General features: G+C 70.9%; 17 protein-coding genes. 3 read left to right on the top strand and 14 right to left on the bottom strand.

Translation table 11 applies throughout. The annotated features are described in order from the left end of the window. Window positions 1-121 precede the first annotated feature (121 nt). The 4 genes from infB to rimP form a co-directional block, all read right to left on the bottom strand. Entirely contained in the window at window positions 122-3,265 is a 3,144-nt protein-coding gene (gene infB / locus FHX80_RS22735; protein WP_145765886.1) for a translation initiation factor IF-2, read from the bottom strand. Window positions 3,266-3,413: 148 nt separating this feature from the next. Continuing rightward, complete coding sequence (locus FHX80_RS22730; RefSeq protein WP_208764704.1) at window positions 3,414-3,692, bottom strand: YlxR family protein; 279 nt, start codon at window positions 3,690-3,692, stop codon at window positions 3,414-3,416. A 158-nt stretch (window positions 3,693-3,850) separates the two neighbouring features. Beyond that, complete coding sequence (nusA, locus tag FHX80_RS22725) at window positions 3,851-4,891, bottom strand: transcription termination factor NusA (RefSeq protein WP_145765884.1); 1,041 nt, start codon at window positions 4,889-4,891, stop codon at window positions 3,851-3,853. A 2-nt stretch (window positions 4,892-4,893) separates the two neighbouring features. Next, window positions 4,894-5,391 (bottom strand): ribosome maturation factor RimP, encoded by a 498-nt coding sequence (rimP, locus tag FHX80_RS22720; protein ID WP_145765883.1) that lies wholly within the window; start codon window positions 5,389-5,391, stop codon window positions 4,894-4,896. Between the two features lie 179 nt (window positions 5,392-5,570). Between rimP and FHX80_RS22715 the strand changes: the two genes are divergently transcribed. The 3 genes from FHX80_RS22715 to FHX80_RS22705 are packed head-to-tail and all read left to right on the top strand — an operon-like array spanning window position 5,571 to window position 7,596. Then, entirely contained in the window at window positions 5,571-6,113 is a 543-nt protein-coding gene (locus tag FHX80_RS22715; RefSeq protein ID WP_145765882.1) for a hypothetical protein, read from the top strand. After that, window positions 6,110-6,634: a ferritin-like domain-containing protein gene (locus tag FHX80_RS22710; RefSeq protein ID WP_244318387.1), complete on the top strand. Its 525-nt coding sequence runs from the start codon at window positions 6,110-6,112 to the stop codon at window positions 6,632-6,634. Before FHX80_RS22715 ends, FHX80_RS22710 begins: the two co-directional genes overlap by 4 nt. Before the next feature lie 29 nt (window positions 6,635-6,663). Then, complete coding sequence (locus tag FHX80_RS22705; RefSeq protein ID WP_145765881.1) at window positions 6,664-7,596, top strand: aminoglycoside phosphotransferase family protein; 933 nt, start codon at window positions 6,664-6,666, stop codon at window positions 7,594-7,596. A 114-nt stretch (window positions 7,597-7,710) separates the two neighbouring features. Here FHX80_RS22705 and FHX80_RS22700 read toward each other — a convergent pair whose 3' ends face one another. From FHX80_RS22700 to FHX80_RS22655, 10 genes are all read right to left on the bottom strand, one after another. Beyond that, a complete protein-coding gene (locus FHX80_RS22700; protein ID WP_145765880.1) occupies window positions 7,711-9,411 on the bottom strand; it encodes a proline--tRNA ligase in 1,701 nt (566 codons plus the stop codon). A gap of 73 nt (window positions 9,412-9,484) precedes the next feature. Beyond that, window positions 9,485-10,060, bottom strand: a complete 576-nt coding sequence (locus FHX80_RS22695; RefSeq protein ID WP_145765879.1) for a GNAT family N-acetyltransferase — start codon at window positions 10,058-10,060, stop codon at window positions 9,485-9,487. A 74-nt stretch (window positions 10,061-10,134) separates the two neighbouring features. Beyond that, window positions 10,135-10,977 (bottom strand): GNAT family N-acetyltransferase, encoded by an 843-nt coding sequence (locus tag FHX80_RS22690; protein ID WP_145767442.1) that lies wholly within the window; start codon window positions 10,975-10,977, stop codon window positions 10,135-10,137. Window positions 10,978-11,210: 233 nt separating this feature from the next. After that, window positions 11,211-12,365, bottom strand: a complete 1,155-nt coding sequence (gene ispG / locus FHX80_RS22685) for a flavodoxin-dependent (E)-4-hydroxy-3-methylbut-2-enyl-diphosphate synthase (protein WP_145765878.1) — start codon at window positions 12,363-12,365, stop codon at window positions 11,211-11,213. Between the two features lie 184 nt (window positions 12,366-12,549). Continuing rightward, window positions 12,550-13,860: a M50 family metallopeptidase gene (locus tag FHX80_RS22680; protein ID WP_145765877.1), complete on the bottom strand. Its 1,311-nt coding sequence runs from the start codon at window positions 13,858-13,860 to the stop codon at window positions 12,550-12,552. Then, the gene (gene dxr, locus FHX80_RS22675; RefSeq protein ID WP_145765876.1) at window positions 13,857-15,110 is read right to left on the bottom strand and encodes a 1-deoxy-D-xylulose-5-phosphate reductoisomerase; all 1,254 of its coding nucleotides are present in this window, start codon (window positions 15,108-15,110) and stop codon (window positions 13,857-13,859) included. The genes FHX80_RS22680 and dxr overlap by 4 nt, the downstream gene beginning before the upstream one ends. Window positions 15,111-15,194: 84 nt before the next feature. Next, complete coding sequence (locus tag FHX80_RS22670) at window positions 15,195-15,974, bottom strand: hypothetical protein (RefSeq protein WP_145765875.1); 780 nt, start codon at window positions 15,972-15,974, stop codon at window positions 15,195-15,197. A 90-nt stretch (window positions 15,975-16,064) separates the two neighbouring features. Next, window positions 16,065-16,556: a nucleotidyltransferase domain-containing protein gene (locus FHX80_RS22665; protein ID WP_208764805.1), complete on the bottom strand. Its 492-nt coding sequence runs from the start codon at window positions 16,554-16,556 to the stop codon at window positions 16,065-16,067. 13 nt (window positions 16,557-16,569) lie between these two features. After that, complete coding sequence (gene aroA / locus FHX80_RS22660) at window positions 16,570-17,865, bottom strand: 3-phosphoshikimate 1-carboxyvinyltransferase (protein ID WP_145765873.1); 1,296 nt, start codon at window positions 17,863-17,865, stop codon at window positions 16,570-16,572. Window positions 17,866-17,950: 85 nt separating this feature from the next. Further along, window positions 17,951-19,912 (bottom strand): acyl-CoA dehydrogenase family protein, encoded by a 1,962-nt coding sequence (locus tag FHX80_RS22655; RefSeq protein ID WP_145765872.1) that lies wholly within the window; start codon window positions 19,910-19,912, stop codon window positions 17,951-17,953. Window positions 19,913-20,150: the final 238 nt, after the last annotated feature.

Raw genomic sequence — 20,150 nt, 5'->3', positions numbered from 1 at the left:
CGCCGGTTCGGGTTCGTGCCCCGCCGTTGATTGGCAGGGACACAAGAACCGTACACGGAACGGCCGGGGCCGATCGACGGAAATACGACCCGTCGACCGGCCCCGACTGTTGAGGTACGGGTCAGCCTCGCGGCTTCTCGCGCATCTCGTACGTCGCGATGACGTCGTCGATCTTGATGTCGTTGAAGTTTCCGAGGTTGATACCGCCCTCGAAGCCTTCGCGGATCTCGGTGACGTCGTCCTTGAAGCGGCGCAGACCGGAGATGTTGAGGCTCTCCGCGATGACCTTGCCGTCGCGAAGCAGGCGCGCCTTCGTGTTGCGCTTGACCTCGCCGGACCGGACCAGCACACCGGCGATGTTGCCCAGCTTGGACGAGCGGAAGATCTCGCGGATCTCCGCCGTACCGAGCTCGACCTCTTCGTACTCCGGCTTGAGCATGCCCTTGAGGGCCGCTTCGATCTCTTCGATCGCCTGGTAGATGACCGAGTAGTACCGGACGTCCACACCTTCGCGGTCGGCCATCTGCGCGGCACGCCCTGCGGCGCGCACGTTGAAGCCGATCACGATGGCGTCGGAGCCGGTCGCCAGGTCGATGTCCGACTCGGTGACCGCACCCACACCGCGGTGCAGGACCCGGATGTCGACCTCTTCACCGACGTCGAGCTGGAGCAGCGAGGACTCGAGAGCCTCCACCGAACCGGACGCGTCGCCCTTGATGATGAGGTTGAGCTCCTGGACCAGACCGGCCTTGAGCGCCTCGTCCAGGTTCTCCAGGGAGAACCGGACACCCTTGCGGGCGAAGTTGGCGTTGCGCTCACGAGCGGCACGCTTCTCGGCGATCTGACGGGCCGTACGGTCCTCGTCGACGACCAGGAAGTTGTCGCCGGCACCCGGGACATTGGTGAGACCCAGCACGAGGACGGGGGTCGAGGGACCCGCTTCCTCGACGTTCTCGCCCTTGTCGTCGAGCATCGCGCGGACTCGGCCGTACGCGTCGCCGACCACCATCGTGTCGCCGACCCGCAGCGTGCCTCGCTGGACCAGGACGGTCGCGACGGCACCGCGGCCGCGGTCGAGGTGGGACTCGATCGCAATACCCTGCGCGTCCTGCTCCGGGTTGGCCCGCAGGTCGAGCGAGGCGTCGGCGGTGAGGACGACGGCCTCCAGAAGAGCCTCGATGTTGAGGCCCTGCTTGGCGGAGATGTCGACGAACATCGTGTCGCCGCCGTACTCCTCGGCCACCAGACCGAACTCGGTGAGCTGACCGCGCACCTTGGTCGGGTCCGCACCCTCGACGTCGATCTTGTTGACCGCGACCACGATCGGCACGTCGGCCGCCTTGGCGTGGTTCAGCGCCTCGATCGTCTGGGGCATCACACCGTCGTTCGCCGCCACCACGAGGATCGCGATGTCGGTGGACTTCGCACCACGTGCACGCATGGCGGTGAACGCCTCGTGACCCGGGGTGTCGATGAAGGTGATCCTGCGGTCCTCGCCATTGACCTCGGCGCCGACCTGGTACGCACCGATGTGCTGCGTGATGCCGCCGGCCTCGCCCGCAACGACGTTCGTCTTGCGGATCGCGTCCAGCAGTCGGGTCTTACCGTGGTCGACGTGACCCATGACGGTCACGACCGGCGGACGGGAGACCAGGGCCTCTTCGCCGCCCTCGTCCTCGCCGAACTCGATGTCGAAGGACTCGAGCAGTTCGCGGTCCTCCTCCTCGGGGCTGACGATCTCCAGGACGAAGTTCATCTCGTCCGCGAGCATCTTCAGCGTCTCGTCGGAGACGGACTGCGTGGCAGTGACCATCTCGCCGAGGTTCATCATCACGCCGACGAGCGACGCCGGGTTGGCGTTGATCTTCTCGGCGAAGTCGGTGAGGGAGGCACCGCGCGACAGCCGGACAGCCTGCCCGTTGCCGCGAGGCAGCATGACGCCGCCCACCGACGGGGCCTGCATGGCCTCGTACTCCTGACGCCTCTGCCGCTTCGACTTGCGACCACGACGCGCGGGACCACCGGGACGGCCGAAGGCACCCTGCGTGCCACCACGGGCACCGGGGCCACCGGGTCGCCCACCGAATCCGGGACGACCGCCGAAGCCGCCGCCACCACCGGGACGGCCTGCGCCGCCACCGCCACCACCGGGACGACCGGCGAAACCGCCGCCACCGCCACCGGGACCGGCCGGACGGCCTGCGAAGCCGCCGCCACCGGGACGACCTGCGCCGCCACCGCCGCCGGGGCGACCGCCACCGGCACCGGGACCACGGCCACCGCCGGGGCCACCACCGGGACGCGGGCCGGCAGCGGGACGCTGCGGCATCATGCCCGGGTTCGGACGGTTACCGCCGGCGCCGGGGGCGCCGCCGGGACGAGGAGCCTGCGGGCGCGGCATGCCGCCCGGGGAGGGACGTGCACCGCCCTGACCCTGCGGGCGCGGGGCGCCGCCGGGGCCGCCCTGCGGACGCGGGGCGCCGGGGCGCTCCGAGCCGCCACCGGGACGCGGGGCGCCGCCGGGACGGGGCGACTGCGGACGGGCCATGCCCGTCGAGCCGCCGGAGGTGAACGGGTTGTTGCCCGGACGGGGACCCGCCGGACGTGCGCCGCCGGGGCGCGGGGCGCCCTGGCCCGCGGGACGTGCCGGACGGTCGCCGCCACGGGCGCCGTCGCGCTCGCCGCCACGGCCGCCGTCACGCTGACCACCGTCGCGGCCACCGTCACGCTGACCGCCGGCCGGAGCCGGACGGGCGGGGCGGGGACCCGGGGTGGCACCCGCGGGACGCGGGGCCTGCTGCTGCTGCGGTGCGGCCGGCTGTGCCGGGGCCGGAGCCGAGAACTCGGCTGCGGGCACCGGGGTCACCGGGGCGGGCTTCACGGGTGCGGGCTTGGGGCCCGGACGCGGGCCCGCGGACGGCGTGGAGGCCGCAGCGGGGGCGCTGCTCGCGGGAGCCTCGGCAGCGGCCGGCTTTGCAGCCGGTACGCCGGGCTTCGGGGCAGCGGGACGTGCCGCAGCGGCCGGGGAGGGCGCTGCGGGCTTCACGGGGGCGGCCTTGCGGGGCGCGCCAGGCTTTGCAGCGGACTTGCCGGCGGCGTTACCACCGGGACCCTGCAGTGCGTCAGTCAACTTGCGTACAACCGGCGCCTCGATCGTCGAGGACGCCGAACGTACGAACTCACCGAGTTCCTGGAGCTTGGCCATGACGACCTTGCTCTCAACCCCGAACTCCTTGGCGAGTTCGTATACCCGGACCTTAGCCACTTCGCTCCTTTTAGGTCCGGGTTACCGCCGGACCGTCGCTACTTCATGGGCGTACTCATCGCGTACTCATCGAGTGCTCATCGCAATCTCGACCTACTTCCAACTCGCGAGGTACCTGACCGCACGGGGACCCGTGCCGTTCAATTTTCTACGGTGTCACCCGCTCGACGAGCCGCTGTACCGCGGCGGGATCGAACGGCCCCTTGGCCTTGAAGGCCCGGGGGAATGCCCGGCGGCGAACCGCCAGGTCGAGACAGACAGATTCGGGGTGTACGTATGCACCCCGGCCGGGCAGCGTACCGCGAGGGTCAGGGACGCATGCGTCCCCGTCCGCCACGATGCGCAGCAGCTCGCTCTTGGCCGCTCGCTCCCGGCATCCCACACAGGTTCGCTCAGGGCAAGCTCGGGCGTGCGTCCGGCCAGACACGTCTAAGTCTACCTCCCCGTACCGACCTCACCTGTTTGGGGTAAAGATCGAACGGATGTTGTCGTGATCTCAGCGGAATACCGACGAGATCTATTCCCTGTCGTGCGGTCGGGCCGGTCCGTGCCGCGCTTGATTCCGCGCCCCGGACCGTCGCCGGATCAGCGCCGCTCGGCGCGCTCCCGGGCCCGCTCGGCCCGCTCGCGGTCGGCGACATCGCGCTCGGCGTCCGTCTCGGTGTCCGGGCGGATGTCGATGCGCCAGCCGGTGAGACGGGCGGCGAGACGGGCGTTCTGCCCCTCCTTGCCGATCGCCAGCGACAGCTGGTAGTCGGGCACGGTGACCCGGGCGGAGCGCGCTCCGAGGTCCACGACCTCGACCTCGCTGACCCGCGCGGGCGACAGCGCGTTGGCGACCATCTCCGCCGGGTCGTCCGACCAGTCCACGATGTCGATCTTCTCGCCGAGCAGCTCGGCCATGACATTGCGCACACGGCCGCCCATCGGGCCGATGCAGGCGCCCTTGGCGTTGAGACCGGAGCGAGTGGAGCGGACCGCGATCTTGGTGCGGTGGCCGGCCTCGCGGGCGATCGCGCAGATCTCGACGGAACCGTCGGCGATCTCGGGGACCTCGAGCGCGAAGAGCTTCTTCACCAGGTTGGGGTGGGTCCGCGACAGCGTCACCGACGGACCGCGCACTCCCTTGGCCACCCGTACGACATAGGTGCGCAGCCGCAGGCCGTGGGTGTACTCCTCGCCCGGCACCTGCTCCTGCACCGGCAGGATGGCCTCCAGCTTGCCGATGTCGACCAGGACGTTCTTCGGGTCCTTGCCCTGCTGGACGACGCCGGTGACGACATCGCCCTCGTGGCCCGCGTACTCGCCGAACGTCCGGTCGTCCTCGGCGTCGCGCAGCCGCTGCAGGATGACCTGCTTGGCGGTGGTCGCGGCGATCCGGCCGAAGCCCGACGGGGTGTCGTCGAACTCCTTGGGCTCCTGGCCCTCTTCCAGATCGGCCGGGTCCTCCTTCGCCCACACCGTCACATGACCGCGCTCGTCCAGCTCCACGCGCGCCCGGCGCCGGCTGCCGTCCGTGCGGTGGTACGCGATGAGGAGGGCCGACTCGATCGCCTCGACGAGCACGTCGAACGGGATCTCCTTGTCCTGCGCCAAGCCCTTCAGAAGCTTCACATCGATGTCCACGGCTACGCCTCCTCTTCCTTCTTGTCCTTGCGGTTGAATTCCAGCTCCACGCGGGCCTTCGCGATCTCATCGAAGGCGATCCGGCGGGACGTGGGCTTGCGGCCCTTGACACCCGGCACCTCGAGATCGAGACCCTCGTCGTCGACCGCGAGGATGCGGGCCACCAGCTCGCCGCCCTCGCGCAGCTGGAGCCTGGCCAGGCGGCCGGTGGCACGTACGTAGTGGCGGTGCTCGGTCAGCGGGCGGTCGGCACCGGGAGAGCTGACCTCCAGGACGTACTCGTCCTCGCCCATCACATCGGTCTCGTCGAGCATCGCGGAGATCGCACGGCTCAACTCCGCACAGGTGTCGAGCTCCACGCCCTCTTCGGAGTCCACGATGATCCGCAGCACCCGGCGACGGCCGGCCCGGGACACTTCGATCTCTTCCAGATCCAGCTGCTCGGCGCTGACGAGCGGTTCGACCAGCCCGCGCAGCTTCTCGCTCTGGGTGGTGCTCATCCGGGTGACTCCTCGGCCGCGTGTGCTGTTGTGGGGTTCGTCGCGTGTCTGGGTCAAAGGGTATCCGGTCCCGAGGGGTGTTGCCGTCCGCCGGCCCCCCCGAGCGCGGGTACGCTCGCCTGCGGTGATCACTTCCGGACACATCCGGTCAAGACAGGTCCAGGTCCGAAGGAGAACAAGTGCGGCGCACGGGGACGACGCGCAGGGGCGCGCTCACCGCGACGGGAGCGATCGCCATGGGGGCGGCACTGGCCGGCTGCGGAAGCGACGCCGATGACGGGGACGGCGGTCTGAAGGGCTCCGGGCACACCGAAGCGCGGACCGCGGCCGACCGCTCGTCCGCGGAGCGGGTGGAGACCTCGCTGCGGAAGAAGGCCGCCGGTGTGAGCGCCTCCCTGCTCGGCCAGTACGAGGGTGTGCTCGCCGCCCACCCGGCGACGGCGGCCGGGCTCATCCCGCTGCGCGACGCCGTCCGCGCCCACGTCAAGGCCCTCGCCCCGGCCAAGGGGGCCTCGCTCGACTTCGTCCGGACGCGGCCCGTCGGCGGTCCCGAAGAGGCCGTCAAGGCACTGGCCACCGCCGAGCGCAGCGCCGCGGCCTCGCACACGGCGGCCCTGCTGGAGGCGCCGCCGGAGCTGGCCCGGCTGCTCGCCTCGGTCGCGGCGGCGGCCTCGGCCCACGCCTATCTGCTGACCGGACAGGCCAAGGAGACGAAGGCATGAACGACGGGACACTGACCGCGGCACAGGCGGCACTGGCCGCCGAGCACGCCGCGGTGTACGGGTACGGGGTGGCGGGCGGCCGGGTCGCCGCGGGCCGCCGGGCCGAGGCCACCGCCGCGCACCACGCCCACCGGGCCCGCCGCGACGCGCTGGTGCGGACGGTGCGCGACCTGGGCGGTGAACCGGTGGCGGCGGACCCCGCGTACGCTCTGCCGTTCGCGGTGCCCGGCCCGGCCGCGGCGGTGCGGCTCGCCGCCGTGCTGGAGGACCGGGTCGCGGACGTCTACTCCGACCTCGTACGGGCCGCCGAGGGGCCGTTGCGGCGGGAGGCCGCCGACGCGTTGCGGGAGGCCGCGGTGCGCTCGGTGCGCTGGCGGGGCAGCGGCGTACCCTTTCCCGGGCTCGCCGAGCGGGCCGCCGACGGATCCCGCGAGGGGCGTGCCGCCGAGACGGACGAGGTGACCGGCGCCGACGCGAAGACCGGGTCCGATGCGAAGGCCACGACCGGCACGACGCACTGAAGAAGGCTCTGAAAGGGAACACGGCACGTATGGGTTTTGAACCGCCGCGGCGGCTGGTGCGAGCGCTCGGCGAGTCGTACGGGGATACGGCCGCCGGGGAATGGCTCGCAGGGCTTCCCGCACTGACCGAACGAGCGCTGGCCGGGGCCGGGCGGGAACTGTCCGTCGACCGGGTCGCCGCCCCGGGCGGGCGCAGCAGCCTGGTCCTTCTGGTGCGAGGTGGCGACGGCACCCCGGCAGCGTTGAAGATCTCCCCCTCCGGGGCGGCACCAGGGCTCGAAAGGGCGGCGCTGGCGCACTGGAACGGCTGGGGCGCGGTGCGGCTGATCACGCCGGGCGAGGACCTGCTCCCCGGGCACCCCGCCGCCGGGGCCCTGCTACTGGAACGGCTGCACCCCGAGGTGTCGCTGCGTTCGCTGCCGGAGGCCAAGGCGCTGCTGGAGGCGGCGGGGACGGTGCGGCGGCTGTGGGTCGAGCCGCCCGCAGGCCACGCCTTCGAGACGGTCGCCGAACGGACCGCGCGGCGGACCGGACCCATGCGGGCCGCCGCCGAGGCCGATCCGGACCTTGAGCCGCTGGTCTCGGCTGCCCTGGCAGCGCGTGAGGAACTGGTCGCCCACTCCCCCGAGACCCTGCTGCTGCACGGCAACTTCCGGCAGAGCAAGGTGCTCTCGGGCGAGCGCGCGCCCTGGCTGACGGTCGGGCCCGAGCCGCTGGTCGGCGAGCGGGCCTACGATCTGGCGCGGCTGGTGCGGGACCGGGTCGAGGATCTGATCGCCTCGCCGGGGGGTGCGGTGACGGCCCGGCGCAGGATCAAGAAGCTCGCGGACGCGCTGGATGTGGACCGGGAGCGGCTGCACGGCTGGACGCTGTTCCGCGCGGTGGAGTCGGGCACCCGGGCGCTGGCGGCCGGACGCGGCCAGGAGGGCGAAGTGACGCTGGAGTTCGCGGGCTGGCTGTAGCGCCGCCTCCCGCGTCGTCTGCTGCGCCATCTCCCGCGGCGTCTCCCGCGGCGTCTCCCGCGAAACGGCGAAGGGCCCGCACCGGTGCGGGCCCTTCGCCGTACTCCGGGGCGGTCAGCCCTGTTCGGTGAGGCGGGCGATCGCCTCGTCGACGGTGAGCTCCTCGCGCTCGCCCGTGCGGCGGTCCTTCAGCTCCAGGACGCCCTCGGCCGAGCGGCGGCCGGCGACCAGGATCTTCGGGACGCCGATGAGTTCGGAGTCGGTGAACTTGACGCCGGGCGAGACGCCCGCGCGGTCGTCGACCAGGACGCGCAGGCCGGCCGCGTTCAGCTTCTCGGAGACGTCGAGCGCCAGCTCGGTCTGGAGCGCCTTGCCCGCGGCGACGACGTGCACATCGGCCGGGGCGATCTCGCGGGGCCAGCACAGGCCCTTGTCGTCGGCGGTCTGCTCGGCGAGGGCGGCCACCGCGCGGGAGACGCCGATGCCGTACGAGCCCATCGTGACGCGGACGGGCTTGCCCTGCTGGCCGAGGACGTCGAGGGAGAAGATGTCGGCGTACTTGCGGCCGAGCTGGAAGATGTGGCCGATCTCGATGGCGCGGTCCACCTGGAGGCCGGTGCCGCAGTTGGGGCAGGGGTCGCCCGCCTCGACGACGACGACGTCGAGGTAGTCGTCGACCTCGAAGTCGCGGCCCGCGACGACGTTCTTCGCGTGCTTACCCTCCTTGTTGGCGCCCGTGATCCAGGCGGTTCCGGAGGCGATGCGCGGGTCGGCGACGTAGCGGACCTTCTCCAGACCCTGCGGGCCGACATAGCCGCGTACCAGGTCGGGGCGGCCCACGAAGTCCTCGGCGGTGACCAGTTCGACGACGGCGGGGGCGAGGTGCTCCCCGAGCTTGCCGAGGTCGACCTCGCGGTCACCGGGCACGCCCACGGCCACGATCTCGCCGTCGACCTTGACCAGGAGGTTCTTCAGGGTGGCGGAGGCCGGGACGCCGAGGTGGGCGGCGAGGGTCTCGATGGTCGGGGTGTCGGGGGTGTCCAGTTCCTCGACGGGGCCGGTGCCCGAGGCGTCGGCCGGGGTGGCCCGGAAGGTGACGGCCTCGGTGTTGGCGGCGTAGTCGCAGCCGGGGCAGTCGACGAAGGTGTCCTCGCCGGCCGGGGCGGGCGCCAGGAACTCCTCGGACGCCGAGCCGCCCATGGCTCCGGACACGGCGGAGACGATGCGGTGGTCGAGGCCGAGCCGCTCGAAGATCCGGATGTAGGCGGCGCGGTGGAGCCGGTACGCCTCGACGAGACCCTCGTCGGTGGTGTCGAAGGAGTACGAGTCCTTCATCTGGAACTCACGGCCGCGCAGCACGCCGGCGCGGGGGCGGGCCTCGTCGCGGTACTTGGTCTGGATCTGGTAGAGGATCACCGGCAGGTCCTTGTAGGACGAGCACATGTCCTTGACGACCTGGGTGAAGATCTCCTCGTGGGTGGGGCCGAGGAGGTAGTCGGATCCCTTGCGGTCCTTGAGGCGGAACAGCAGGTCGCCGTACTCCTCGTACCGGCCGCTCGCCTCGTACGCCTCCTTGGGCAGCAGGGCGGGGAGCAGGACCTCCTGGCCGCCGATGGCGTCCATCTCCTCGCGGACGACGCGGGTGACGTTGTCCAGGACCTTCTTGCCGAGCGGCAGCCAGGACCAGATTCCGGCGGCGGTGCGACGTACGTATCCGGCCCGGACGAGCAGCTTGTGGTTGAGCGTCTCGGCGTCCGCCGGGTCGTCACGCAGTGTCTTGATCATCAATCGGGACATGCGCTGGACCTGGGCCATGATGAACTCCTGCTCGGAAGGGTGATGTGCAGGAGGTTAGCCGGGCGGCACGGGCGGGCGGAAATCGATTGAGTCAGTGATGCGTCCGGCGCAGCAGCGGAAGCGGTGCTCCCATGACCGCGTACGGTTTGGGAGCGCTGGGGAAGAGCACCTGCCGGGCCAGGTCCTGGTAGCCGAGGGAACGGTACAGACCGCGTGCCGGGCTCTCCGTGTCGATCGCGGAGAGGATGGAGCGGGGCTGGTCGACGGCGTCGGTGATGGCAGTGATCAGGGTGCGGCCGATCCCGCGGTTCTGGAACTCCGGGTGGACGTGCAGTTCCGTGATCACGAAGGAGTTGTCGAGCCAGTGCGCGGAGCCGGTGGCGCGCAGATAGGGCTCGACGACGGTGGACCACCAGTGACCGCGTTCGTTCGGCATGCCGTAGACGAAGCCGACGAGCCGGTCGGCCCCGGTCATGGCGCCCAGCGCGCGGGCGCGGGGGTGGTCGAGGTGTCTGAGGACGATGTGGCGGCGTACTTCGATCTCGTCGGCGCCGAGGCCGAAGGCGACGGCCTGCACGGCGAGCGCCTCGTCCACGCGTGCGGCGAGATCGATCGGTCCGATCCGGACGCTGGGAGTGTGGGGGCCGCCCCCGGAAGCTGCTGCCATGGACCGACCTTACTGTCCGTGGCGGGGTGCGGGGTACGGGTCGGTGCGGGGCGGAGGCGGGGCGGGCGGCCGGGTCAGAACAGCACGCTCATGAACGCGCCGACCTCGCGGAAACCGATCCGCCTGTACGACTTGCGCGCGGGCATGTTGTAGTCGTTGACGTACAGGCTGACGATCGGCGCGACATCGGACAGTGCGTGGCGCAGGACGGCCGCCATACCGGTCTCGGAGTATCCGCGGCCGCGGAATTCCGGGGCGACCCAGACCCCCTGGATCTGGCAGGCCTGTGAGGTGGTGGCGCCGATCTCGGCCTTGAAGACGACCTTGCCGTCCTGGATCCGGGCGAAGGAGCGGCCGGCGCCGATGAGTTCGGCGACGCGGGCCTGGTAGAGGAGTCCGCCGTCGCCCGTGAGCGGGGAGACGCCGACCTCCTCGGTGAACATGGCCACGCAGGCCGGCATCAGGACGTCCATCTCGTCCTTGCGGACGCGGCGGACCAGCGGATCGGGCACCACGTCGGCGGCGGGGCTCTCGGTGACCATGAGCGGCTGGTTGGCCCGGACCTCGCGGGCGGGGCCCCAGCCCGGTTCGAGCAGCCGCCACAGCTGGGCGGTCGGCTCGGCGGGGCCGACGATCGAGGAACAGCGGCGGCCGGCCCTGCGGGCCCGGTCGGCGAAGGCCCTGACGGATTCGGGGGTGGCGCAGATGGGGACGAGGTTGGCCCCGGAGTAGCAGAGGGAGCGCAGCCGTCCGTCGGCGTACCAGCCCCACATCTCGCCGCCGAGGCGCCATGGGTCGAGGCCCGCGATCTGGACCCGGGAGGTCACGAAGGCGTTCGCTACGGGTTCGCTCTCCAGCAACGCGAGCGCGGCGCCGAGGTCGCTGGGTTCGAGGACCCGGGTGGTGGTCTGCGTCAACACGAGGGGGCCTCACCATACGGTCTGCTGATTTCCGCACTGTACCCAAAGTGGCTGTGAGGCGCCGCCCGTGGTGGTGAACAGCTTCTGCGGAACGCGGTGAGCTCGCTCACGGGCAGCGCCCCGCGGAGCTCGTTCCTCCGGCGGGGCGCTGTCGTGGGTGTCATGGGTGGGGCGTTGCCGACAGTGGCGCCGTCCGCCCGCGGGGCAGGCGGGGACGCTCAGAACACGCCCTAGCTGATGGAGACCTCGGGCTCGCCGGAGGCGATGCCGTCCTTCTCCATCTGTTCGGCGATCTTCAGGGCTTCCTCGATGAGAGTCTCGACGATCTTCGACTCGGGCACCGTCTTGATGATCTCGCCCTTGACGAAGATCTGGCCCTTGCCGTTGCCGGAGGCGACGCCGAGGTCGGCCTCGCGGGCCTCGCCGGGGCCGTTGACGACACAGCCCATCACGGCGACCCGCAGCGGCACCTCCATGCCCTCCAGGCCGGCGCTGACCTGGTCCGCGAGCTTGTAGACGTCCACCTGGGCGCGACCGCACGAGGGGCAGGACACGATCTCCAGCCGCCGCTGCTTCAGGTTCAGCGACTCCAGGATCTGGAGTCCGACCTTGACCTCCTCGGCGGGAGGCGCGGACAGCGAGACGCGGATCGTGTCACCGATGCCCTCACTGAGCAGGGCGCCGAAGGCGACGGCCGACTTGATGGTGCCCTGGAAGGCCGGTCCGGCCTCGGTGACGCCGAGGTGCAGCGGGTAGTCGCACTGCGCGGCGAGCTGGCGGTAGGCGTTGACCATCACGACCGGGTCGTTGTGCTTCACCGAGATCTTGATGTCCCGGAAGCCGTGCTCCTCGAAGAGCGACGCCTCCCACAGTGCCGACTCCACCAGTGCCTCGGGGGTCGCCTTGCCGTACTTCTTCAGCAGCCGCGCGTCCAGCGAACCGGCGTTGACACCGATCCGGATCGGGGTACCCGCGTCATTGGCGGCCCGCGCGATCTCCTTCACCTTGTCGTCGAACTGCTTGATGTTCCCCGGGTTCACCCGCACCGCCGCGCAACCCGCATCGATCGCCGCGAACACGTACTTCGGCTGGAAGTGAATGTCCGCGATCACCGGGATCTGCGACTTGCGCGCAATCGTCGCGAGCGCGTCCGCATCGTCCTGCGTCGGACACGCCACCCGCACGATCTGACAGCCCGATGCCGTCAGCTCCGCGATCTGCTGCAGAGTCGCGCCGATGTCCGACGTACGCGTCGTCGTCATCGACTGCACCGAAACCGGCGCATCCCCGCCGACCGCCACCGACCCGACCTGGATCTTGCGGCTGACCCTCCGGTCGGCGAGCTTGGTCGGAACGGCAGGCATTCCGAGAGAAATCGCAGTCATGCGCTGAGCATCCCCAAGGTGTGGATCAAGGTCCCGAGATCGGCGGGCTCCGACCTTCGAGGTTACGGCACCGAGGGCAACCTGAGGCACACGGCGTCCGGCGCCCGCACAAAATATGGGCCACCGGACGCACCATGCGCATCCGCCGTCACTCGGGGTACATCAGGTGCGTTCGCCGCACCGATCAGGAGATCTTGACCGGGTTGACGACGTCGGCCACCAGTACGAGCAGGGTGAAGCAGATGAACACTCCGGCGACCACGTAGGCGACGGGCATCAGCTTGGCGACGTCGAAGGGGCCGGGGTCGGGGCGCTTGAAGACGCGCGCCGCGTTCCGGCGGATCGCCTCCCACAGCGCTCCCGCGATGTGACCGCCGTCGAGGGGCAGCAGCGGCAGCATGTTGAAGAGGAACAACGAGAGGTTGAAACCGGCCAGCAGGAACAGCATCATCGCGATCTGGTTCTGCCCCGGAACGTCCAGCGTCATCACCTCACCGCCGATTCTGGCCGCACCGACGACGCCCACCGGGGAGTCGGCCGCGCGCTCGCCGTCGCTGAAGGCCGCGTTCCAGAGTGCGGGGATCTTCGACGGCAGGGCGATGATCGAATGGACACCGTTCTCGATCATGTCTCCCATGCGGACGACCGAGTCGCCGAAGGAGAGCGGGATGATCTCCGACTGCGCCGCGAATCCGAGGTAGCCGGCGGAGATGAACTCCCCGGGGATCACCTCGCCCTGGGAGTCCTTCTTCGCCACCGCGTTCTTCTTGAGCACGGCGTGCAGGGTCTTCTCCTGGCCGTCGCGCTGGACCGTGATGGTGGCGGGGCCGATCGTGTCGCGGATCCGGTCGGAGAGCGTGGACCAGGTGTCGACCTTCTGGCCGTTGAACGCGACGATCTTGTCGCCCTCCCGGAGCCCGGCCGCCTGGGCGGGCGAGACCGGGTCGGACTCCTTGCAGGTCTCCCGCTTCTCGCTCTGGGCGATCACGCATTTCTGGACGCCGGCGACCTCGGTCGTCTGGGTCTGGAACCCGAAGGTCATGGCGACGCCGAGGAAGATCGCGACGGCCAGGATCAAGTTCATGAACGGTCCGGCGAACATGACGATCACGCGCTTCCACGGCTTGCGCGTGTAGAAGAGCCGCTTCTCGTCGCCCGGCTCCAGCTCCTCGAAGGCGGCCGATCTGGCGTCCTCGATCATGCCGCGCCACGGCGAAGTGGATCGTGCCTCCAGTCGCCCGTCCGCTCCGGGCGGGAACATCCCGATCATGCGGATGTAGCCGCCGGCCGGGATGGCCTTGATCCCGTACTCCGTGTCGCCCTTCTTGCGCGACCAGACCGTCGGGCCGAAGCCGACCATGTACTGGGGTACGCGGATGCCGAAGAGCTTCGCTGTCGAGAGGTGTCCCAGCTCGTGCCAGGCGATGGAGAACAGCAGGCCGATGGCGAAGACGGCGATGCCCAGAACGGTCAACAGGACCGACGTCCAACTCATGCGCGCGCCTCCGCTGTGGCCTTGGCCGAGAGTTCCCGGGCCCGGGTCCGTGCCCAGGTCTCCGCTTCAAGGACGTCCGCGACGGTCAGTGAAGTTCCCGTCGGAGGCGTTCCGTGTTCGGCCACCACCGCCGTGACCGTGTCCATGATGCCGTTGAACGCCAGCTGTCCGGCCAGGAAGGCGTCCACGCACTCTTCGTTGGCCGCGTTGAACACCGCCGGTGCGGTGCCGCCCAGCGTGCCCACGTGCCTGGCGAGTCCGACGGACGGGAAGGCCTCGGTGTCCAGCGGGAAGAACTCCCAGGACGAGGCCTTCGTCCAGTCGAAGGCGGGGGCGGCGTCGGGGACGCGCTGCGGCCAGCCGAGGCCGATGGCGATCGGTCCGCCCATGTCGGGCGGGGTGGCCTGGGCGAGGGTGGAACCGTCGGTGAACTCCACCATGGAGTGGACGTACGACTGGGGGTGGACCACGACCTCGATCCGGTCGAAGGGGATGTCGTAGAGGAGGTGCGCCTCGATGACCTCGAGCCCCTTGTTGACCAGGGTCGCGGAGTTGATCGTGATGACCGGGCCCATGGCCCAGGTCGGGTGCGCGAGAGCCTGTTCCCTCGTGACGTCCGCGAGCTCGTTCCTGGTGCGTCCGCGGAACGGGCCGCCGGACGCGGTGACGACGAGTTTGCGCACGTCGCTGCGCTTGCCGGCCGCCAGCGCCTGGAAGAGGGCGGCGTGCTCGGAGTCGACCGGGATGATCTGACCGGGCGCGGCCAGCGCCTTGACCAGCGGGCCGCCGACGATCAGCGACTCCTTGTTGGCGAGTGCCAGGGTGCGGCCCGCCCTGAGCGCGGCCAGCGTGGGGGCGAGGCCGATGGAGCCGGTGATCCCGTTGAGCACGGTGTGGCAGTCGCCGGCGGCCAGTTCCGTGGCCGCGTCCGGGCCGGCCAGGATCTCGGGGAGCTCTTCCCCCGTTCCGTACTGCTGCCGCAGCGCCTCGCGCAGGGCGGGCACCGCTTCGGGAGCGGCGACCGCCACCGTGCGCACCCGCAGTCGGCGCGCCTGTTCGGCGAGGAGGGCGACCCGGCCGCCCGCCGCGGAGATCGCGGTGACACGGAAGCGGTCGGGGTTGCGCAGCACCAGGTCGATGGCCTGGGTGCCGATGGACCCGGTGGAGCCGAGGATGACGAGATCCCGGCGTCCTTCCACGGCGTCGAAGACGAGGTGCGGGTCGGCCAGGGGGGCAGGGCTGTCGCTCATGCCCCCCATTGTTGCCGCATCCGCTGGGTGCGTTGACAGCGCGCCCCTCGCGCCGGGTCGTGACTGCTCGCTCATCGCGGCCCCTCAGCCCTTGGCCGCGCGGAACTTCGACCACTGGGCGGCCATGATCTCCGGTGGGACTCCGCCGATGTCCTGGGGGGAGCTGATCTCCGCGCGGAAGGCGAGGGTGGTGGAGCCGGAACGGACGACGGTCAGGTACTCGTACAGCTTCTCCTTGCCCTTCACGTCGAGGATGGTGAAGCGGTACGCCTTCGACTCGTCGGCCTCGGACGCGAAGGCGGGAGTCCTGGCGGGCTCGACCTTCAGGTACTTCGCGCGGGCGACGGCCCGCTGCTCGGTGAAGCCTCCGGCACAGTCCCTGCCGGCCTTGTCGAGTGCCTTCATGACGGTCGCCGCCCCGCCGTCGCCGTAACTGCGCAGCGTGATGTCGACGGTGACACCGAGCATCTCGTCGGGAACGTCGGCCTTGCGCTGCACTTGGGCGGTGGGGTCGGGGTCGCTGACCTCCGCGGCGAGGCTGACCAGCGGCTGGCATCCGGCCGGGTCCGCGGAGTAGGCGTCGCCAAGGGGGCCGCCGAGCGCGTACTCGGACGCGGTGTACGTGCCGACACTCTCACCGTCGGTGAAGGAGGCGGCCTTCAGCCGGGCCTCGTCGAGCGCCCGGGGCCCGGAGGGCTTGGCCGTGGCCCTGCCGTCCTTGTCCGCACCGGCGGAGCCGCCCTTTCCGTCGCCGTCACTGCCGCATGCGGATGCGCCCAGTGCCATCGCGGCCGCGATCCCGACGGCGGCCACCCGGTGCCACCGTCCCCGCGGGTTCCCCGCCCCGTACATGGCTGTTCCCATTCGCTGATTCCCCGTTGCTCGTCGCGCTCTTGACCGACGCTCGATTGTGCTGCATGCCGTCGGGCCGGGGCACCCGCGGGCCGGTCGGATTCAGAAATGTGTGGCCACGCCGAACACTCTGCGGAGCTGGGCCATGTCGTGCAGATCGGCCGGGCGGGGGTCGTATCCCTGGTGGAACTCGACCTGCTGCCCCGCCGAGATGCAGCGCACCGGTGTCCCGTCGATGGTGCCGGTGACGAAGCACTCCGCCGGGTAGCGGAACGGCTCCCGCGGGTCGAACGACGTCTGGGTCGCCGACCCGTCGGTGGCGAACTCCAGCGGGTGCAGGTCGATTTCGGGCCCGGCCGGATGGCTGAGAACGAACCGTACGGGCCGCCAGTCGACCGTCTGCGCGTAGCCGGCCGCCACCAGGGCGGCGACGAGGGCGGGTTCCTGTTCGTGGCGGTGCAGCAGGTCGAGGTCCTGGTGAGGGCGGGTCTCCTCGCCCACCAGGGCATCGATCCCCCAGCCACCGGCGAGCACCACATCGCTACCGGCCTCGCGCAGCACGGACAGTACGGACAGCACGTCGGGGGCGGACATCATGCCGCGGAGACTATCGCCGCGCGGCCGGCACCTGCCCGGAATTCTCCGGCCCGGACTCCTGCCGGGTCATGAGTTCCGCGAACTCGGCGAACGCTTCGTGGAACCGGGGGAACGTCTTGCGGACGCAGCCGGGGTCGTCGTAGGTGAGGCCGGGAGTGAGCAGACCGGCGACGGCGAAGGACATGACGATGCGGTGGTCGCCGTGGGTGGCGATCTCCGCGGCCCGCGGGGTGCCCGGCAGGATCTCGATCCAGTCCGGACCCGTCTCGACCGTGATGCCCATCCGCCGCAGGTTCCGGGCGCACGCCTCCAGCCGGTCGCACTCCTTGACCCGGGTGTTGCCGACGTCCTCGATGCGTACCGGCCCCGAGGCGTGGGGAGCGATCGCCGCCAGTGTCGGCATGGTGTCGGAGATGTCGCGCATGTTGACGGTGAGGCCGCGGAGCTTCCCGGTGGAGCGGACCGTGGTGGATTCGGCGGTCGTGTGCACCTCGGCGCCCATCCGGCGCAGTACGTCGACGAACCGCAGATCCCCCTGGAGGGCGTCCTTGCCGAGTCCGGGGACGGTGACCTCGCGGCCGGCGAGGGCCGCCGCGGCGAAGAAGTAGCTCGCGGTGGAGGCGTCCGGCTCGACGGCGTACGTGGTGGCCCGGTAGCCGCCGGGCGGCACCGTGAAGACGTTGTTCCCGGGGCCGCCGCGGACGACCTCGACGCCGAAGCTGCGCATCATCGCCAGGGTGATCTCGATGTAGGGCGCCGACACCAGTTCCGTGACGGTGATCCGGAGTCCCTCGGCCGTCAGCGGTCCGAGCATCAGCAGCGCGGTGAGGTACTGGCTGGACTGCCCGGCGTCCAGGGTCAGTTCGCCGCCCTTGATGCCCGCGGCACTGATCCGCAGCGGGTGGTGGCCCTCGGCCGCCTCGTGGTGGAGGTCGACGCCGAGGGTCCGCAGCGCCTCGGTGAGCGGGGCGAGGGGGCGGCGGCGCATCTGCGCGGAGGCGTCGAAGCGGTAGGTGCCGCGGGCGCCGGCCGCGGCGAGGGTCGGCAGGAAGCGGGCGGTGGTCGCTCCGTCGCGGCAGTAGATGTCGGCGTCGGTGGCGGCCGGCCCGGCGGGGCGGCCCGCGTTCCGCCAGTGGTCCGCGTTCCGCACCACCTCGTAGCCGAGGCCGGTGAGCCCTTCGGCGAAGCCTTCGGTGTCGTCCGAGCTCAGCGGGCGTACGAGGGTGCTGGTGCCGTTCGCGGCGGCGGCCAGGAAGAGGGCGCGCGCGGTGACGGACTTGGAACCGGGGACGTGGATGACGGTCACGGGTCCCCATCCTGCCGTGCCGCGGGCGCGCGGGCGGGGCGCGTCCAGCGAGTGGACGCGCCCCGCCGGGTCCGGCGTCAGCGGCTCAGCGGATCGGCCGGTGCACGTTCTCCCGGGTGGAGGGGCCGGGGGTGGCGTCGGCGATCCACGGGCCCTCGCCGCTCGGGTCGACGATCCCCTCCTCCAGCCAGGTGTAGGTGCCCGACAGGACGCCGTCGACCACGCGCCGGTCCAGGTCGTCGGTGTTGGACCACAGCCGGGTGAAGAGTTCCTCGACCCGGACCCGGGACTGCCGGCAGAAGGCGTCGGCGAGTTGGTAGGCCTCGCGGCCGTGGTCGTCGCCGGTGCGCATGAGTTCGGCCCGGACACAGGCCGCGCTCATCGCGAAGAGTTCCGCGCCGATGTCGACGATCCGGCCGAGGAAGCCCTGCTTGGTCTCCATCCGGCCCTGCCAGCGCGACATGGCGTAGAAGGTGGAGCGCGCCAGCTTGCGGGAGGAGCGTTCGACGTAGCGCAGATGGCCGGACAGATCGGTGTGGCCCGCGGGGTGGAACTCCCCGTAGGTGCCCGGCAGCTGTCCGGGTCCGGCGACGAGCTTGGGCAGCCACCGGGCGTAGAACCCGGCGGCGTTGGCGCCGGCCCGGGCCTTGGCGGAGAGCGGCTTGTCGGGGTCGATGATGTCCCCGGCGACCTTCAGATGGGCGTCGACCGCCTCACGGGCGATCAGCAGATGCATGATCTCCGTCGAACCCTCGAAGATCCGGTTGATGCGCATGTCGCGGAGCATCTGCTCGGCGGGGACGGCCCGTTCACCGCGGGCGGCGAGGGAGTCCGCTGTCTCGAAGCCCCGGCCGCCGCGGATCTGGACGAGTTCGTCGGCCATCAGGCAGCCCATTTCGGAGCCCAGCAGCTTGGCGAGCGCGGCTTCGATCCGGATGTCGTTGCGGTTCTCGTCGGCCATCTGGGAGGCGAGGTCGACGACCGCTTCGAGGGCGAAGGTGGTCGCGGCGATGAAGGAGATCTTCGAGCCGACGGCCTCGTGCCGGGCGACCGGCCTGCCCCACTGCTCGCGGACCGCCGACCACTCGCGGGCGATCTTCAGACACCATTTCCCGGAGCCGACGCACATGGCGGGCAGCGAGAGCCGGCCGGTGTTGAGGGTGGTGAGGGCGATCTTGAGCCCGGCGCCCTCCGGCCCGATTCGGTTCGCGGCGGGGACGCGGACCCGGTGGAAGCGGGTGACACCGTTCTCCAGACCGCGCAGTCCCATGAAGGCGTTGCGGTTCTCCACGGTGATGCCCGGGGCGTCGGCCTCGACCACGAAGGCCGTGATGCCGCCCTGGTGGCCCTCCGACTTCGGGACGCGCGCCATGACGACGAGCAGGTCGGCGACGACCCCGTTGGTCGTCCACAGCTTCACCCCGTCGAGCACGTAGTCGGTGCCGTCCGGGACGGCGGAGGTGGCCAGGCGTGCCGGGTCGGAGCCGACGTCCGGTTCGGTGAGGAGGAACGCCGAGATGTCGGTACGGGCCAGCCGGGGCAGGAAGGTGTCCTTCTGCTCCTGGCTGCCGAAGATCTTCAGCGGCTGGGGCACGCCGATGGACTGGTGGGCGGAGAGGAGGGCGCCGATCGCCGGGCTGGCGGAACCGACCAGGGCGAGGGCCTTGTTGTAGTAGACCTGGGTCAGGCCCAGACCGCCGTACTTCACGTCGATCTTCATGCCGAGCGCGCCGAGTTCCTTGAGGCCGTTGACCACCTCGTCGGGGATCCTGGCCTCGCGCTCGATCAGGGCCCCGTCGATCCTGGTCTCGCAGAACTCGCGCATCCGGGCAAGGAACTCCTCGCCGCGCCGGACGTCCTCACCCGCGGGCAGCGGATGCGGATGGATCAGGTCCAGGCGGAAGCGGCCCAGGAAGAGTTCCTTGGCGAAACTGGGTTTGTGCCAGTCCCGTTCACGCGCGTCCTCGGCCACTTGGCGCGCTTCACGCTCGGAGACCTTGGGCGTGTGCTGTGGTGCGGATGGCCGTTGTGCGGATGGTGCGGACATGAGGAGCTCACCTCGCCGCTTCGTCGGGTGGGTGGTTCCGGCGGATTCAGGGGCGGTCCGGGTACGGGCCGCCGACGCGTATCCACCGGCTCTACTCGTCCGTATGTACCCGATTCCTGGGGGCGCCACCATCCGCGGGACGCCGATCGGGTCGGCCGCCACTCCAGTGACCGGCACGGCTGGCGGAATGCCGGAACGTCCGGAACCGCCGTGCGACGGGATCCGGTCAGCGCCTTTG

Source organism: Streptomyces brevispora, from assembly GCF_007829885.1.
Lineage (GTDB): Bacteria > Actinomycetota > Actinomycetes > Streptomycetales > Streptomycetaceae > Streptomyces > Streptomyces brevispora.
This window is presented reverse-complemented; position numbering and strand designations above follow the sequence as displayed.